The sequence below is a fragment of the Hymenobacter qilianensis genome (assembly GCF_014638675.1).
Classification (GTDB): domain Bacteria; phylum Bacteroidota; class Bacteroidia; order Cytophagales; family Hymenobacteraceae; genus Hymenobacter; species Hymenobacter qilianensis.
On the sequence record NZ_BMFN01000002.1, the window covers coordinates 411,808 to 427,735 of the forward strand.

At 54.4% G+C, this 15,928-nt stretch carries 14 protein-coding genes; 7 read left to right on the forward strand and 7 right to left on the reverse strand.

What is annotated here, in order from left to right; all coding sequences use genetic code 11:
• Nucleotides 1-115 precede the first annotated feature (115 nt).
• Both IEW06_RS09640 and IEW06_RS09645 read left to right on the forward strand, forming a co-directional pair.
• The gene (locus tag IEW06_RS09640) at nt 116-451 is read left to right on the forward strand and encodes a YbaB/EbfC family nucleoid-associated protein (protein ID WP_133273242.1); all 336 of its coding nucleotides are present in this window, start codon (nt 116-118) and stop codon (nt 449-451) included.
• The gene (locus tag IEW06_RS09645) at nt 441-1,559 is read left to right on the forward strand and encodes a glycosyltransferase family 2 protein (RefSeq protein ID WP_187732353.1); all 1,119 of its coding nucleotides are present in this window, start codon (nt 441-443) and stop codon (nt 1,557-1,559) included. Before IEW06_RS09640 ends, IEW06_RS09645 begins: the two co-directional genes overlap by 11 nt.
• On the opposite strand, the gene IEW06_RS21000 is transcribed toward IEW06_RS09645, so the two are convergent.
• Nucleotides 1,482-1,700, reverse strand: a complete 219-nt coding sequence (locus IEW06_RS21000) for a PspC domain-containing protein (protein WP_133273243.1) — start codon at nt 1,698-1,700, stop codon at nt 1,482-1,484. The two genes, IEW06_RS09645 and IEW06_RS21000, sit on opposite strands and share 78 nt — an antisense overlap.
• A 251-nt stretch (nt 1,701-1,951) precedes the next feature.
• Here IEW06_RS21000 and IEW06_RS09655 point away from each other — a divergent pair, with 251 nt between their 5' ends.
• Nucleotides 1,952-3,679 carry a tetratricopeptide repeat protein gene (locus IEW06_RS09655; protein ID WP_187732354.1) on the forward strand — a complete coding sequence of 576 codons (1,728 nt, stop codon included), beginning with the start codon at nt 1,952-1,954 and terminating at the stop codon, nt 3,677-3,679.
• 159 nt (nt 3,680-3,838) lie between these two features.
• Nucleotides 3,839-4,822 (forward strand): pyruvate dehydrogenase complex E1 component subunit beta, encoded by a 984-nt coding sequence (locus tag IEW06_RS09660; RefSeq protein WP_187732355.1) that lies wholly within the window; start codon nt 3,839-3,841, stop codon nt 4,820-4,822.
• A gap of 78 nt (nt 4,823-4,900) precedes the next feature.
• On the opposite strand, the gene IEW06_RS09665 is transcribed toward IEW06_RS09660, so the two are convergent.
• A complete protein-coding gene (locus IEW06_RS09665; protein ID WP_188548180.1) occupies nt 4,901-6,295 on the reverse strand; it encodes a hypothetical protein in 1,395 nt (464 codons plus the stop codon).
• A 153-nt stretch (nt 6,296-6,448) separates the two neighbouring features.
• Here IEW06_RS09665 and IEW06_RS09670 point away from each other — a divergent pair, with 153 nt between their 5' ends.
• Entirely contained in the window at nt 6,449-7,033 is a 585-nt protein-coding gene (locus tag IEW06_RS09670) for a DinB family protein (RefSeq protein WP_188548181.1), read from the forward strand.
• Between the two features lie 9 nt (nt 7,034-7,042).
• Here IEW06_RS09670 and IEW06_RS09675 read toward each other — a convergent pair whose 3' ends face one another.
• From IEW06_RS09675 to IEW06_RS09685, 3 genes are all read right to left on the reverse strand, one after another.
• A complete protein-coding gene (locus tag IEW06_RS09675) occupies nt 7,043-7,495 on the reverse strand; it encodes an acyl-CoA thioesterase (RefSeq protein ID WP_187732360.1) in 453 nt (150 codons plus the stop codon).
• 185 nt (nt 7,496-7,680) lie between these two features.
• Nucleotides 7,681-9,024 (reverse strand): RagB/SusD family nutrient uptake outer membrane protein, encoded by a 1,344-nt coding sequence (locus tag IEW06_RS09680; RefSeq protein ID WP_188548182.1) that lies wholly within the window; start codon nt 9,022-9,024, stop codon nt 7,681-7,683.
• Between the two features lie 41 nt (nt 9,025-9,065).
• On the reverse strand, nt 9,066-12,128 hold the full coding sequence (locus tag IEW06_RS09685; protein WP_188548183.1) for a SusC/RagA family TonB-linked outer membrane protein: 3,063 nt from the start codon (nt 12,126-12,128) through the stop codon (nt 9,066-9,068).
• Nucleotides 12,129-12,320: 192 nt separating this feature from the next.
• Here IEW06_RS09685 and IEW06_RS09690 point away from each other — a divergent pair, with 192 nt between their 5' ends.
• Nucleotides 12,321-13,526 carry an anhydro-N-acetylmuramic acid kinase gene (locus tag IEW06_RS09690; protein ID WP_188548184.1) on the forward strand — a complete coding sequence of 402 codons (1,206 nt, stop codon included), beginning with the start codon at nt 12,321-12,323 and terminating at the stop codon, nt 13,524-13,526.
• Nucleotides 13,527-13,542: 16 nt separating this feature from the next.
• On the opposite strand, the gene IEW06_RS09695 is transcribed toward IEW06_RS09690, so the two are convergent.
• The gene (locus tag IEW06_RS09695) at nt 13,543-14,295 is read right to left on the reverse strand and encodes a class I SAM-dependent methyltransferase (protein WP_187732364.1); all 753 of its coding nucleotides are present in this window, start codon (nt 14,293-14,295) and stop codon (nt 13,543-13,545) included.
• Nucleotides 14,296-14,622: 327 nt separating this feature from the next.
• A complete protein-coding gene (locus tag IEW06_RS09700; protein WP_187732365.1) occupies nt 14,623-14,859 on the reverse strand; it encodes a hypothetical protein in 237 nt (78 codons plus the stop codon).
• A gap of 330 nt (nt 14,860-15,189) precedes the next feature.
• On the opposite strand from IEW06_RS09700, the gene IEW06_RS09705 reads away from it, so the two are divergent.
• Entirely contained in the window at nt 15,190-15,576 is a 387-nt protein-coding gene (locus IEW06_RS09705; RefSeq protein ID WP_188548185.1) for a hypothetical protein, read from the forward strand.
• The last annotated feature ends 352 nt before the right edge of the window (nt 15,577-15,928 follow it).

The following is a 15,928-nucleotide window of genomic DNA, read 5'->3' on the forward strand; positions in this document are numbered from 1 at the left end:
TGCCTCTGCACCGACACCGTGAAAACCATGTGCGGCTCCTCCTGCACTACTTAAGCAGGCACTAGTCAGCTTTTATAAACCTCATTTAAACGCCCACAGGGCACTATTTTGGCTTATGTTTGATATGATGGGCATGATGGGCAAAGTGAAGGAGCTTCAGGATAAGATGAAGCAGGCCCAGGATGAAGTTCAGTTCCTGACCGCTACGGCCGAGTCCGGCGGCGGCTTGGTGAAAGCTACTGCCAATGGCAAGCGCAATGTGGTGAAGCTGGAAATAGATGAGTCGCTGCTCACTCCCCAAGACCGCGAGATGCTGGCCGACCTTGTAGTGGCGGCAGTAAATAAGGCCCTCGATGAAGTAAGCGAGAAAGCCAAAGAAGAACTTAAGAACAAAACGGCCGGTTTGATGCCCAATCTTCCGGGCCTCGACCTTGGCAATTTTGGCCTCTGATCCTTTCGCGTCACCTACCCTTTCGCTCCCGCACGTAGCCGTCGTTATTCTTAACTGGAACGGCCGCGAGCTGCTGCGCACGTTTCTGCCTTCCGTGCTGGCCCACTCCGATGGTGCCCGCGTGGTGGTGGTCGATAATGCCTCTACCGACGACTCGGTGGAGCTACTGGGGGGCTTTTTTCCGGGTGTTGAAATTATTCAGCACGCTGAAAATCTGGGTTTTTGCGCTGGCTATAACCAAGCTCTGACTCAGCTCGATTCAACCTATTACGTCCTGCTCAACTCTGATGTAGCCGTAACTCCGGGCTGGCTGCAGCCCTTGGTGGCGCTGCTGGATCGGCAGCCGGCAGTGGCCGCGTGTCAGCCCAAGCTGCTGGCTCACGCCGCGCCCACGCAGTTTGAATACGCCGGTGCCGGGGGTGGCTACCTCGACCGCCTGGGCTACCCTTTCTGCCGGGGCCGTTTGTTTGAAACCATAGAAACTGACCACGGCCAGTATAACGACGCTCGCCCCGTAGCTTGGGCCAGTGGCGCCTGCATGGCAGTACGGGCCAGCGCTTGGCATGAGCTGGGTGGACTGGAAACAGCTTTTTTTGCGCACATGGAGGAAATTGACCTGTGCTGGCGTTTCTGGAATGCGGGCTATGAAGTTTGGTATGAGGGCAGCAGCACGGTATACCACGTGGGCGGCGGCACCTTGCACAAGTCTAACCCTCGCAAAACCTACCTCAACTTTCGCAACGGCTTAGCTCTCTTATACAAAAATGCCCCCCAGAGTGAGTTGGGGGGCATTTTTATCCAGCGAATTGGTTTGGATTGGATTGCGGCCTTTCGTATGCTGGCTCAAGGTGCCTTTGCTGATGCCCGCGCCGTACTGCGGGCGCATCGTGATTTTTTTAAGAACCGCCGCTATTGGCGGCAGCAGCGAATAGCGGCCCGACCTCACTTGCGGGTAGCGGAGCGCCCCGGCGTGTACGCTCGAAGTTTGGTGTGGGCGTATTTTGGGTTGGGAAAGCGGACGTTCACCGACCTACAAATCCCAGACGGTGCTCCGCTGCCGCCGCAACGCGCGGCGCACGTTCATCCAGAAAGCCAGCGCGAAGTATAATACTACCGGCGACCCGAAGGTGAAGAAAGAAGCATAGATAAATGATAGCCGCACGCTGCTCGTAGAGAAGCCCAGCCGGTTCCCCAAGGCATTGCAGACTCCGAAGCTCTGCTTTTCGATGAAGTCGGTTAATTTTCTCATTACTCCTCAGTATGAAGCCCTTACACAGGCTATGATTGGTCAAAATAACGATAAAAGCACCGAATATCAAGCTCCGTGCTGTAACTAGCAAGCAATTTTAGCCGGCAAAACCGAGTTTTGCATGTGTTGCTTCAATTCGATAACCCAGCTCTCCGCCTTTAAATAGATCTATGAAAGATGCTTTTCGCTCGCTTCTACCGGCTTTTATTTGCCTAACGATCGTGGCGCTACCTGGTTGTACGCTACCGCGGATGTTAAAGGTTGCGCAGGAAGGCCAGGAAGTGCGCGTACAGCCGGCGGTGCTGGAAAGTAACGGCGAAAATGTGCTGTTTGAAGTAACGGCCCGCGTGCCAGCCAAGCACTTACGCAAAGGCAAAGCCTATAATCTCGATCTTAGCTACCGCTACGATAACGGCTTGCAGCAAGACACGCTGGGTCGCATTACCTTTGTTTCGGGCGAGTATGTGTACGACGAGCAGGATAAGAACAAGCTGGTGATTACCAAGCAGTTTTCTTTTCCGTACACACCCCGCAAAAGCCCTGGCACGCTGATAGCGCGGCCTGATGCGCGCCGCCTCAAGCCGGGGGGCAAAATGGTGAAAGGCAATGAGCTTCCGCTGGCTCGGGGCATCGTGACTACCGCCCGCCTCGTCGTACGCCAGGATTCAACCCTGAATGTGCTACCCGAAACGGTCAGCAATGACCGCAGTGGTACTCGTGTGCTGCCCTTTTTCTTCGATGCCGGCAAGTCGGCCATTCGCAATTATCTGGGTACCAACGTGGCCGCGCTGGAAGACTTTATCGACTCCAACCAGCGCACCGAACGGGTTATGATCGTGGCCGGCCACTCCCCCGACTCGCTCGATGCCCACGACCCGCGCCTGGCCGATCGGCGGGTGCAGGCGCTGGCCAAATACTACAAGCAGCGCGTCGATGGTTTTTCATACCATAATTCGGTACGCAGCATCGTATTTGAAACGCAGGCATACCGGCAGCGCTGGGATTTATTTCTGAGCAAAGTGCAGGAATCAGCCCTCAAGCCCGAGCAGATTGACACCGTGGTGCAGATTGTGAACGATACGCGGGGCTCTTTTGCGCAGAAGGAAAAGCGGCTTCATACCTTATCCTTTTATGACTACCTCGAAGATTACGTGTACCCGGTGCTGCGCTTTGGCACGGTAGCCGTGCAATACACCGCCCCGACCCGCTACGACTCTGAGGTATATCTGCTCTCCAAGAAGATTGTTGAGAAAGCGGCCGAAACGGATGCGCTTACGCCGGAGGAGCTGCGCTATTCGGCTACGCTCACGCCTCTGCTGGCCGAGAAACAGCGCATTTACGAAACGGCCGTAGCCACTACGGGTCGCTGGGAGGCTTATTATAACTTGGCCGCAGTGCTTTTGCAGCGCTCTGAAAAAGAAATAACCGACAAATCGCGCCGGGCCTACCAGCGGCGGGCGGCTACGTATTTCACGTTGGCCGCCCATCGCAACCCCACGGCTGAGTTGTTCTTTCGGGTGGCCACGGCTTACCATCGCGCCGGCGACCAGCTTGAGGCCCTCCAAAGCTACGATTACGCCATTAAGCTCGGCGGCCCGCGCCCCGTGTTGGAGAAGGCTTTTGCCGATAAAGCTGCGCTGGAAATTGAAATTGGTCAGCTCGACGACGCCTTGCGCAGTCTCAGCTTCAGCGGCAAATCCTACCAGAACACCATGAATCTGGCCTTGATCTACCTAATCAAGCAGAACTATGAAGGCGCTACCAAGCTTTATCAGGAAGCTCTGGACCAGAAGCCCAATGATGCCATGGCGTACTACTGCCTGGCCGTGGTGGCGGCCCGTGCCCGCGACGAAAGCCTCGTCGGAGAACGGCTGCGGCAGGCCGTGGCCTTGGATCGGGCTTATGCCCAGCGCGCCGTGGAGGATCTGGAGTTTAGTAGCTATGCCAGGTCGAAGGCATTCTTGGAGGCGCTGCGCTAGAAGAAGGTCAGAACGAGCAGTTCCCCTCCTTACCAAGGAGGGGAGCTATGTTCTTCCATCCTTCATTTGCCCCGGCGCCCTGTGCGTTGTAGCTTTACGCGCCGGTGTAGCGCCGGCTTTTCTGTCTCTGACCTTTCGATTTCGTTAACCAGAATAACTATGCGGACCATCCAATTCCGGGAAGCCCTGCGCGAAGCCATGTCTGAAGAAATGCGCCGCGATCCGCGCATATTTCTGATGGGTGAAGAAGTAGCCGAGTATAATGGCGCTTACAAAGTAAGCCAGGGTATGCTCGACGAATTCGGCCCCGAGCGCGTGATTGATACGCCCATTGCTGAGCTAGGCTTTGCTGGTATCGGGGTAGGTGCAGCCATGAATGGCCTGCTGCCCATCATCGAGTTCATGACCTTCAACTTCTCGCTGGTAGCCATTGATCAGGTTATCAACTCGGCGGCCAAGATGTACTCAATGTCTGGGGGGCAATATTCTATTCCTATCGTGTTCCGTGGGCCGACGGGCAGCGCCGGTATGCTATCCAGCCAACACTCGCAGAATTTCGAGAACTGGTTTGCCAATACGCCCGGCCTGAAAGTAGTAGTGCCCAGCAACCCGTATGATGCGAAAGGCTTGCTGAAAAGCGCTATCCGCGACCCGGATCCAGTGATTTTTATGGAGTCGGAGCAGATGTACGGCGACAAAGGTGAAGTGCCCGAAGAAGAATACCTGCTGGAAATCGGCAAGGCAAACGTCGTTCGTCCCGGCACCAGCGTAACCATCGTAAGCTTCGGCAAAATGATGAAAATCGCTTTGGCCGCCGCCGATGAGCTGGCCAAAGAAGGCGTAGAAGCCGAAGTTATCGACCTGCGCTCTGTGCGCCCCATCGATTACGACACGCTGATAGCCTCGGTTAAGAAAACGAATCGCATCGTTATCGTAGAGGAAGCCTGGCCGCTGGCCAGCATTAGCTCCGAGCTAACCTATACCATTCAGCGTCGTGCCTTCGACTACCTCGATGCGCCCGTCGTTCGCATCACCTGCATGGATGTGCCCCTACCCTACGCGCCAACCCTCATAGAGGCGTCGTTGCCGAATGTAGAGCGCACGGTAAAGGCAGTGAAGGAAGTGATGTATCAGAAAGCCTAAAGCAGGGCTTCCCAAACTTAGTTAACCCAAAAAAGCCCCCCAGTCGCGGTTGGGGGGGCATTTTTTTGGGTGCTTTTCTTAATACAGTAGCTTTCCGACGCAGCCAGGGCAGATTGTTTGACCTACCGCTTCCGATAGCCACCAACATCCAGCTACCCAAAGCATTAGCCCAAGCGTAGCTAGCACACCCACTGCCGGACGTGAACGAAACCGAAGCCACCACTCGGAAGGCGAAAACAGGAATACTACTGCACTGAGCAAAAGCAGATGGAGCGGCAGTAAAAACCGGTTCTCCATAGCAATAGGAATAGCTGCGGCACAAGGCAACAGGAGCGCCAGCAATACCCAGTAGTGTTGCCAGCGTAACTGCTTGGGGCGGATAGTACTGAGGGCCAGCGCTATCAGCACATAATTCAGCAGCTTCAAAGGCAGTGATTCCGGGCTATTTGCCGTCAGCCGGTAAGGAGTCGGATATCGGATATCCAGCCCGTTGAAGATATGACGGCCGTAGCGCAGGAAAAAATCGACGGGCTGCTGAGTTACCAGCTGCAGATATTGCCCATACGACGTGTATTCCCGCTGCTTCAATCGCTCAAACAGCTTCACTCCCGACTCGTCGGCATAAGGCAAAGCGCCGGGATACGTTAAAGCGCCGTCATAAAGCTGCACGCGGGTTCCCCAGGCCAGCTGGTTTAAGTAAAATGATTCTTTCTGGCCTGCCATTCGAGCCAGCGTCAGGGGCGTATTTTCCTGAAAATGAAGGCGGTTGATAGCCCACTGCGGGCCCAAGGTGAGCGCCATCCCAACTATCAGGGCAACCCAGCGCCGACTATTGGCCTTAGGAGAATGTCGCTGGCTCCACCAAATGGCCAGCCCCAGAAACGGCAGCAAACTGAGCAGGTATACGGGGCGCATATTGAAGGTAGCAGCAATGCTCAGACCGGCCAACAGCCAGGCCAGCAGCCCCGGCCGGCTCAGCAGCCACAGACTCAGCAGCAGCGTACCCAGCGCGGGCATGTCGGTGAGGGTAAAACTGAAGAAGTCGCGCCAAAAAATAAAGCCCGCTAGCACCAGCAGCAGCCAGCGTCCTGCCGTAATCCGCCAGCCGGTAATGCTCGTCCATAAGCCAGGAATCAGGAACCCGAACAGCAGGGCGGCCCATACGGAGCCCAGCATCTTGGCGGCCGTGAGCATGGAGCAATCGGTAAAAAAGCGAAACGCCAGGGCCGGAAACATCATCAGCGGCCCCACATACCCCCGAAGCGGGTCGTCGTAATACAGCAGTGAAAACGACTGGTGCTGCCGCTGAAACTTTACCGCCATTACCCAATACTGTACGGCGTCATGCTGAAGATTACCGCCCTGAAAGTCGTTGAAGGGCAGATAGATCAGATACACAAGCCACACAAACGCTATTCGCCACCCAACTGCCAGTGGGCTGCTCAGGAAATCTTGTACTTTATTCCGACTCATGATTTAATCGCGGGCTTTACACGCGGCACTTCCTTCCAGCTCTCTTCGCGCCCCTGACGAACGATGCAGGACTTACTTGGGGGGCATATTTTGCGTATCTTTTGCCAAAGCTACGCCGCTGAGCGTAACCTTCCATTCCCGCGCACTGCAACCATGAATCATCGTCTGAATCTACGTTTTGAGCAGCTTGAACGAGCTACTAATCAACTTCTAGCGCAGGTAGAGTTGCTGGGCGAACGAGCCAGCACCTCGCCCGGTCCTGGACAATGGTCGGCGGTACAGGTGGTGCACCACCTGCTGGTTTCCGAAACGGGCATCAATCAATACATCGACAAAAAGCTGGCCCAGACCGAGGATTTGGAGGAAGCAGGTGTGGGGGGCTTTTTGCGGTCCACCTTGCTGCGAGTGCTCCTGCGCCTGCCTTTTCTGCGCTTCGCCGCCCCTTCCAAGCTCAAAGGACTGACGCCCGATGAGGTCCCACCCTTGCCTATGCTGCGAGCCGAGTGGGAAAGCGTGCGCCGTAAGCTGGAGCGCACCTTAAATGAGTACCCTTCCAAGCTTTTGAACCGCGCCATTTTTAAGCATCCACGGTCTGGTATGCTTACTATTTACCAAACCCTGGATTTTATGGTTGACCATGTGCTGCACCATCAGCGGCAGGTAAGTCGCATTGCGCAAGCAGTTGCGGCCATGCCACCGCCGGTAGTGGTAGCTCATAAAGAGAATCAGCCGACATAAGCCGGAGCGCTACTCCTTCTTCTCTCGCACGATATCGGCGTAAGTCTCATGGCGCGTCACGTGCTGAAATGCCTCCACCATCTCGGCCGGGGGTATCGTGAGCTTTCGCAGGCTGAGGTCGAGCCACGCGCCATCTACCGATACGGTTGCCGCCATGCGCCCATCGCCTTTGTATATTGAATGAATAATGCGCCAACGGCTGCCGTCGGCGCTTAGCCCGCCCAATTCGGCCGTGACCCGGATGGTTTCGCTGATACCTATTTCTTTCAAAAAACGGGTGTCTTCGCGAAACAGAATGGGGCCAATGCGCAATTCAGCAAAGCGACGTATGGTAAAGCCTTGATCGGCCAGAAAATCGAGGCGAACCTGGGCAGCATAATCGGTGTACGCGGAGTGACGCATGTGCACATTGGGGTCCATATCGGCCCAGCGCACGGTGAAGGTTTTTTCGTAAACAGACATTCGGGGAAATAAGCGGGTTTTCGTTTGACGGAGTTTGGGGGCAAATTAGGCCCTTTCTGGTTGACGGCGGTGATTCCTGAATCAATGCGCCGGTAACCTGCGCAGTAATAGGAGGTTTAAGAAGTCACAAAAAATGCCCCCCAGAAGTAAGCTGGGGGGCTTTTTTGAGCAGGGACTTTGGCAAATTAGATAGCCGGATCGGCGGGCACGTTAGGGTTGGTCAAACGCTCCTGCTGCGGATAAGGATAAAAATTACGGTTGCGCTCGGCGGAAGCGGGCGGCGTGCCGGTAGCAGGCGGCGCCGGACGGCCAAAACGACGGCTGTCGGGCAGGCGCAAACCCGTCAGATACAGCTCCGCACTGCGCTGACGATAGATTTCTAATAGCAGCGCCTCCGTGGTAACGGGGCCACTGTAGGTAGGCAGATTGGCACCCACTCCGTACAGGTCGGCACCGGGAGCCTGGGTGCGCACGGCGTTGATGTCCTGCACGGCTGCCGCCAGACTACCACCGCTCCGCACCAGCGCCTCGGCCCGACTCAGGCGAATCTCATCGGGCAGGTAAGCCGGAATGCTGGTATTTATGGTAGCAAAAAAGCCTGTTACCACCGGTTGGGGGGCGTTATTGATAGTTTCCTGGCCAATATAAAAAGCCACCCGCGCATCGTTGGGGTAAGCCAGCGCTGCCGGCAGCCCAAAGCCCGTCAGCTCGCGGGGCCGAAAATTGCGCGCCACTACCGCCGACTGATAGATTGGGTTAGGATTCTGGTTGTTGTACTGAAAAACCGAACGCTTGGTCAGATCGATGGAATTAGCTGCGGCCAGCGTGGCAGCGTAGTTACCAGCCTGCAAGGTATAGCGTACTCGGTATGCATTAATGGTGTTAATCAAATCGAAGGCTGAGCCCAATACTTTCGTGTTGAAATCGGCGGAAGGTGGCGTAGCGGTGATAAGCTGCTGGGCCTCGTCGAGCAAGCGGATGGCTTCGCTTAAGAGTTGTTCGCGGGGCACAAACGTGGCCGCTGGCCCGCCCTGCCTACTGGTAGTGAGCGGCGCCTGCTCAAAGCACTGCGACAGCGTACCCAGCGCAATTGCCCGAAACAGATTGGCGTGGGCCAGCACCGCATCGCGGGTAGCAGGATCAGCACTGAGGACTGTGGGTGCGCTGGTCGTCAAATCTTCCGCCATGCCGGCCACACGCAGCAGCCGCGACCATAAGTTGGTTATGTTGGCGTTGTTGTTGGGCAAGTCGGCGCCGCCGGCTTCCACTTCCAGCACGTTGGTAAAGGTTGAAATGCCGCGTAGCTCACGGGCCGTAGCGCCCGGCGTCAGAATAACGGCCTCCAGTGCACTATTGGCGTAAAACTGACGCATCCCGACGCTCAAAGCCAGCAGCCCGTCGCGGGTAGTCAGTACCTCGGCTTCGGTGGGGTTGTTTGGGTTAGGCAAATTCAGGTCGCAACCGGGAGCAATCAGCAAAAGCCCCCCACAGAAGGCGAGCGTAGCCAAACGGCTTTTATATGATTTCATGATAGTAAAGGCTAGATGAAAAATGAGGCGCTCCGACCAGGTTAAAAAGTAGCACTCAGGCCCAGGGTGAGCGTGCGCGGAATAGGCACTTCCACGAAGTCGAAGTTGCGTACCACGGTGCTTTGGCCGGCGGCATTTACCTCAGGGTCGTAGCCGCTATAGTTGGTAAAGACAAGCAGGTTGCGGCCCGTCAGGCTGGCCCGTATATTCTGCAAGCCCAGAAACTTGGGAGTAAGCGTGTAAGACACCGACGCTTCGCGCAGCTTCACGTAGGAACCGTCCTCAATGTATTCTTCAAAAATGCCGAACAGCACCGCGCTCGTGCCTTTGGGCACCTCGCCGCGCAACTCGGGCTCGTAGCCCGCGAGGCCGCCGTATAGGTCACGCTCACCTACGCGCCGTGTGAAGTTGAACACGTCAAAGCCCTGTACCGCATCGAATTGCAGCCGGAAGTTCAGATTGCCGGCCACGGTCACTTCATTGATAAGCGAAGCGAGATAATCTGGGTTGGGGTCGCCGATAATCTTGCTCAGCACGGAGCCGCGGGGCTGGCCTTCGGGCGTACGCTGGGGCACGCCATTGACACCTAACTCGCGCTGGGGAAAACCAGCGGGCGTCAGCAGCAAAGAACCATCGGGATTGCGGGCGTAGTAGGTGCTATAAAACACGCCCACGGGTGCGCCATTCACGGCGGCCACCTGCCCAAAGCCCCCCGCGAAAGGCAAAATACCGTTGCCCTCGATTCCGTTTACCTCGTTACGGTTGCGAGTATAGGTAGCGGTTATGTTCCAGACTACTTTCTCCTTTTGCAATGGCACCGCCCGCAGCAGCACTTCCACACCTTGGTTGGTCATGGTGCCCACGTTCTGAAGGCCGGTAAGAAAGCCGGTACTCGGCTCAAACGTGCGGTTGAGCAGCAGGTCGTTAATCTTCTTGTTGTAATACGTGGCTTCCAGGCCTATGCGGCCGCCAAAGAAACCAGCATCGAAGCCCAATTCAACTTCTTCCTGCCGCTCCGGTCCCAACCGTGGGTCGCCGAGCTGCGCCGGCCGGTACACGCCCAACAAACCGCCAACGCTTGTGGGCACATAGTTGGTTTGCTTATCGTAGGCACCAATGGCGGTCAGATTGCCCGACTGACCATACGAAGCGCGCAGCTTGAGCGTGGGCACGTAATTAGTCAGGGGGCCATTTTTCCAGAATCCTTCTTCCGATAACAGATAGGAGGCGCTGGCTTTATAATAGGTTTGCCAATTGGCGTCGTTGTTGAGCCTATCGTAGAAAGGCGATGCCGCATCGACACGCACGGCACCCGTCAGATATAAGCGCTGACCTAGCCCGAAGGTTTGCTGCGCAAAGTAGCCCTCTATCCGGCGCTCCGTGCGGCCTTCAGATGCCACAGAAACCCCATTGTTAATAGTTTGCCCCCCAATACCCAGTTGCTGTGCCGTGAGGCTGGTGCTCTGCACTTCATCGTATTGCCAAGTAGCCCCCACGCTGGTCGTCGACTCTAACCACTCCGTAAAGTTGCGGCGGTAGCCCAGAGTCACGTCGTTATTATACTGAAACACGGTGCGGTCAGCGCGGCGCGCAAAACCAGTAGCATAGTCTGGGGTGGTGTTGCCGGGCGGAATGAAGGCCGTACCAAGCTGGGTATAGGAATCGACTCCAAAAACATAGTCGGCCGTGAAGCCTTCGAAGGGAGTCAGGTTCAGCTGCACATCACCGATAAAGCGCGAAGTACGCTGGCGAAAATCGAAGCGGTTGATGGCCTCCAGGGGATTGGTGCGGGTAAGGTTGCTGGGGCTGGTGCCGGGATAAACGCCCGTAACGGGATTGGGAGCAGGATTCACGAAGTTATTGCTGAAGATAAACCCCGTGAGTGCGCCGTAGGCTGTTACGAGGCCGCCATTCGGGATTTCGCGGCTGTCACTAAGGGTATAATTGCCCCCCACCGACAAGCTGGCCCAGTTAGTTAGAGTTTGCTGGAGGCGCAAACGCCCCGTTTTGCGGTCGAAGTCGGTGGCATCTACAATGCCCTGGTTCTTGAAATAAGAACCCGAAAAGAAGTAGCGTGTAGCTTGGCTGCCGCCGGACACGGAGACGTAGTTATCGGTGCCAACGGCGGTACGGAAAATTTGATCCTGGAAGTCATAGCGCTCTGCCGGCACCTGCGTCAGATCGGAGGCGACGGTATTAGTGAAGCGAAATGGATACGTATTCACATCCAGCGTCTTACGAATTTTGGACACAATAAAATTGCTCGACACCGTTACGGAGGGCTTGCCTTCCTTTCCGCGCTTGGTAAAAATCTGGACTACACCGTTGGAGGCCCGCGAGCCGTAAATGGCTGCCGCTGCAGCGCCTTTAATAATCTCGATACGGTCGATGTCGGCCGGGTTCAGGTCGACGAGGCGGTTCTGAGCATAGCCACCCAAATCGAGCAACTCTGGTGAGTCATTATTAACAATAACGCCATCAATGATATACAACGGATCGGAGCTACCTACCACGGTGCTAGTGCCGCGCAGCCGCACCGAAATGCCCCCCGCCGGATTGCCGGAGTTCTGCGACACCTGAGCGCCAGCTACTTTGCCCTGTAAGGCCTGATCGATCTGGACGGCGGCACCCTGAGTCAGCTCGCGCGCATTCACCGTACTGATGGCATTGCCGAGCTGTTGCTTGCTGGTGGCTACTGAGTTGCCAGTCACTACTACTTCCTTAAGGCCTACCAAATCCTCTCGCAGCGTGGCATCGGCAGTTATCTGTGTTTCGGTACCCAGAGTTAGCGATTGCGTGATGTTGGCGTAGCCTACGGAACTGATAGCCAGTTGGTAAGTGCCGGGTCGAACGGATGCACGCAGCTCATAAGTCCCATCGGCGCCCGTGGCTGTGGCCAGCACCGTATTGGCAATGCGCACCGTGGCACCGGGCACACCCACCCCGCCATTGGCATCTGTCACACGCCCCCGAATCGTATAAGCAACATTCTGGGCCCAGGCTGCCGAGCTACTAAGTATCAGCAGCAAGAACCCTAGCCAGGCAACAGTTGTGCTGCCAAACTGCCGGAACCGATTCGCTCCGGGCGAGTATAGGTGTACCATAAAACGGGATTTGGTAGAAAGAAAGAATAAGAAAGCGTGGAAATAGGTATTGGTAAGATAGTGCCTACTACCGACACTTAGCATTTTACACCGAAGATTTTAGGCTTATTCCAGTTGATACAGCCCGTTCAGCCTCACTCCTGCTACTCTCAATTTGGACTCCCTGAATGTTTGCCCCACATTTACCTGCCTATGAATCCCAACCTGCACAACCTCTTCACTATTGCCCAAAAGCCCCAGCGCCGTATCATCGGCCTGATGTCGGGTACTTCGCTTGATGGCCTTGATGTGGCGCTGTGCCGGTTTGAAGGCAGCGGACCGGCCACCCATGTGCAGGTCGAGCGCTTTGCCACCGTACCTTACCCGGAGGCGGTGAAAGCAGAAATCAGGCGGGTTTTTGCCAAAAGCACCATCGACTTTGAGCATCTGTGCCTTCTTAACCCATGGATAGCGCTGCTGCACGCGGATATAGTTCTGGACTGCCTGCGCGCCTGGAAAATTGCCCCCCAGGACGTGGATTGCATCGCCAGTCATGGTCAAACGGTGTTTCACGCTCCCAAAAGCCAGCACGGCAAACCCAATTTTCCGAATGCTACGCTTCAGATCGGTGATGGCGACCATGTAGCCGTGCGCACCGGCATTCTCACGATCAGCGACTTTCGGCAAAAGCACGTGGCCGCTGGCGGCGAAGGCGCACCGCTGGCTGTGTATGGCGATTATCTGCTGTTTTCCAAAGCTAGGGAAGACCGCATTCTCCTCAATATGGGCGGCATTGCCAACTTCACGTTTCTGCCTGGCTCCCTTGATGCTGGGGCAATGTTCTCGACTGATGTTGGTCCGGGCAATACGCTTCTGGATGCGTTTACGCAGCTTTATTTCCCCGACAAAAGCTACGATGCCGAGGGCGCCATTGCTGCCCAAGGCCAGGTGCACGAGCCGCTGCTGCGTGCATTACTCGATCATCCGTTTTACGCCGCGGCCTTCCCCAAAACCACTGGACCGGAGCTATTTAGCCGCGACTACGTAGTGCAGGCCCAGCAACGCAGTAACTCGGTTAGTCTCTCCCCTGCCGATCTGCTGGCTACGCTCGTCGAATTTAGCGCGGCGGGCATTGTGGCGTCTATTCGGCGCTGCTTTCCAACCTCCGATGCCCCGCTGACCATATATGCCAGCGGCGGCGGTATGCACAACCCAGTGCTGATGAAGACGTTGCACTTACAATTACCTGACTGCCGCTTTCTTACCACCCACGACCTGGGCATCAATCCCGACGCGAAAGAAGCCGTTCTTTTCGCAGTGTTAGCAAATGAAACTCTGGCAGGAAGCAACGCGCCGCTCGGCAGCAGCCGGCCAGGTATTCCAGCAGTATCGATGGGCAAAATCTCGTTTGCGCAGTAGATGCAGATTTTCTCGCTTACTGATTTGCCTGATGTGCACCGGCACTCAGCGTCATACGGGCCAGATACTGCTGCTGATCGTCCTCAGCAACGATTTCCATCTCGTAGCCAGCTTCTTCGGCGTAGTCCTGCAAAATACTGGCCTCCACAAACAGCCACTGAAAAGGCGCGCCCGTTTCGCCCTCATATGTCATGGCGTACTCTATTTCGCCGTAGTAAGGGCCATTCAAATCAATGAGCAAAGCGCCCTCTTCGTCTTCGTAGAGGTAGGCGACATCTGATGAAGTGGCTAAAATTTGCCCCCCAGGCGCAAGAAAGCTGCGCGCATGCTTCAGAAAACGCGCCAGTCCATCAAGGGTGCCAACGAGGCCCAAGCCATTCATCAGCATCAGAATGGTGTCAAACTGTTCGCCGCTGGCAGGAATATCAAAAAGGTTGTGATGGGCTACTTCGCGCACGCCTCTCTCCTCCATCACCTGCACCGCGCCGGCCGATACGTCGAGGGCGCGCACCGAAAACCCACGGTTTTGTAATTCTAGTGCATGTGCGCCCGCGCCGGCTCCCAAATCCAGTATTCTGCCTTGACATTCTTCCAGGGCGCGACGCTCTAATTCAGGCATTTCCCACAGCGACCGAAAAAAATAACTCGCGGGCAATGGCTCATCTTCACTGACGTTGGTGTGCACCGTAAGCGTAGCGGATTTATCACCACGCAAATAAGCAGTTAATGCGTGACCCAGCGGATCGGAGTTAGTAACAGAAGAAGTCATAAGTTGAAGATACGCGCAGTTGCTTCAAGGGGATATAAATTATTTTAAAACAGGAACGCAAGGCAGCAGACAAAAAATACAATCATATCAACAGCTCCCTGCATTGGCTTTTAATTTATACAAGTCAGAAAGCTAATTCGTCAGATATGATATTTCAGGAATTCGGTCAGTATTAGATCCTAAGCATCAGCCAAATTTCTTGTCAGTAGGCCTTCTCATATCATTATATCCTAAAAAACATCTTCATACAATAATGGGAATTTATGAAAGAAGCCCCAGTCTAACGTAAAGACCGGGGCTTCTTAATTTATACAACAGGGGGCTTAATTACTCAGCCGCAGCCTCTTTTCTGGGGCGACCACGACGACCGCCGGTTCCCGTGCCAGCGGCGCGGGGCTTGCGCTCTTTGCGCTCGGGGGTAAAAGATGGATCCAGCAACGCGTTGGTTTCGCTGATGAGGCTGGTCAGCTTTTCCATGTTCTTACGAACCTGGGCTAGTACCATCTCATTATCTTCCGCATTCTGAAGAAGTTGCTGTAGTTTGTTTAAATCTGCTGCGGCCATTTTGGAGGGATTTGAAAGGGGAATAATTTAATTTCTTTGGCAAAAGAAAACATTAATTATGACACCAACAAAAAATAAAATTCATGTCGGTGTTTTCCTACGAGCAGCAATTGATAAAGGATACATTATTCTTAAGCGTTTAAGATATCATCGCACTATTTAGTTACACAACACGCTTAATACTGAAAATAATTATTCATTCTTAGGAAGGCATAAGTCGTTTTTTAGTCTCTCCTATTCTTTAGTATCCGGGTATTATTGTTTCAAGATTGCATCCTTGCCTTTGCAATTTGCGTTGTAAAGACAACACCACTTTCATTTTATCCCATTATGGCCAGCAACCTTGACTACCTGAATCCGGCCCTTATTCCACTCGAAGAAAAAGTCAAAGCCTATCTAGAAGCTGAGGAAGAATTGGAAAAGGCACAAATAGAAGCCCGCTCGCTGTCAACGTCAGATTTACCCCCCACCGCCGACGGCTTTGAGCAACGCCCCCCTACAGGTAGTTTCGATCAGCACGCTGATGAGCTACAGCAGCGCCTCAATAACATGATTACTGACTTAGATCTGCTTCGTCGCGAGATTATTGAGCTACTGCCCGTGCGCGACGAGTTTGTAAAAGTCAACCTGGGATATGGCCCCAGCCGCGTGGGTGCTTTCACAATACCTACCGCTACCGGCACCGAACCTAAGTATCAGCTTCGGGTAATTCACTAGTTCATTATCTCGTTTGACACAGAAAAAGCCCCCCAGACATACCTAGGGGGCTTTTTCTATGTCAAATACGCAATAAAGGCTGAAACTAAAGCACAAAAAAAAGACCCCGCTGAGCGAGGTCCCTTTCCACAACCAAAACACCTAAAAAAACTATTCTTTCGAAGAACTAATGAGCAAGCATCGGGCCAGAAATAAAGTATTTTTCATTTATTATGATAATCGATATTAGAATATCATGTACTAAAGTTTTTATTGAATTATTAAAATGTTTATAGAATACAGGACGAATATTATCAATGTGTATTTATTTAGAATATTTTATACTGACCTGCTACATAGCTAGTTATATGAA

Excerpts from the sequence above, each read along its gene's own strand:
- IEW06_RS09640 (WP_133273242.1), top strand. The coding sequence starts at position 116 with ATGTTTGATATGATGGGCATGATGGGCAAAGTGAAGGAGCTTCAGGAT.
- IEW06_RS21000 (WP_133273243.1), bottom strand. The coding sequence starts at position 1,700 with ATGAGAAAATTAACCGACTTCATCGAAAAGCAGAGCTTCGGAGTCTGC.
- IEW06_RS09655 (WP_187732354.1), top strand. The coding sequence starts at position 1,952 with ATGTTAAAGGTTGCGCAGGAAGGCCAGGAAGTGCGCGTACAGCCGGCG.
- IEW06_RS09660 (WP_187732355.1), top strand. The coding sequence starts at position 3,839 with ATGCGGACCATCCAATTCCGGGAAGCCCTGCGCGAAGCCATGTCTGAA.
- IEW06_RS09665 (WP_188548180.1), bottom strand. The coding sequence starts at position 6,295 with ATGAGTCGGAATAAAGTACAAGATTTCCTGAGCAGCCCACTGGCAGTT.
- IEW06_RS09670 (WP_188548181.1), top strand. The coding sequence starts at position 6,449 with ATGAATCATCGTCTGAATCTACGTTTTGAGCAGCTTGAACGAGCTACT.
- IEW06_RS09675 (WP_187732360.1), bottom strand. The coding sequence starts at position 7,495 with ATGTCTGTTTACGAAAAAACCTTCACCGTGCGCTGGGCCGATATGGAC.
- IEW06_RS09680 (WP_188548182.1), bottom strand. The coding sequence starts at position 9,024 with ATGAAATCATATAAAAGCCGTTTGGCTACGCTCGCCTTCTGTGGGGGG.
- IEW06_RS09685 (WP_188548183.1), bottom strand. The coding sequence starts at position 12,128 with ATGGTACACCTATACTCGCCCGGAGCGAATCGGTTCCGGCAGTTTGGC.
- IEW06_RS09690 (WP_188548184.1), top strand. The coding sequence starts at position 12,321 with ATGAATCCCAACCTGCACAACCTCTTCACTATTGCCCAAAAGCCCCAG.
- IEW06_RS09695 (WP_187732364.1), bottom strand. The coding sequence starts at position 14,295 with ATGACTTCTTCTGTTACTAACTCCGATCCGCTGGGTCACGCATTAACT.
- IEW06_RS09700 (WP_187732365.1), bottom strand. The coding sequence starts at position 14,859 with ATGGCCGCAGCAGATTTAAACAAACTACAGCAACTTCTTCAGAATGCG.
- IEW06_RS09705 (WP_188548185.1), top strand. The coding sequence starts at position 15,190 with ATGGCCAGCAACCTTGACTACCTGAATCCGGCCCTTATTCCACTCGAA.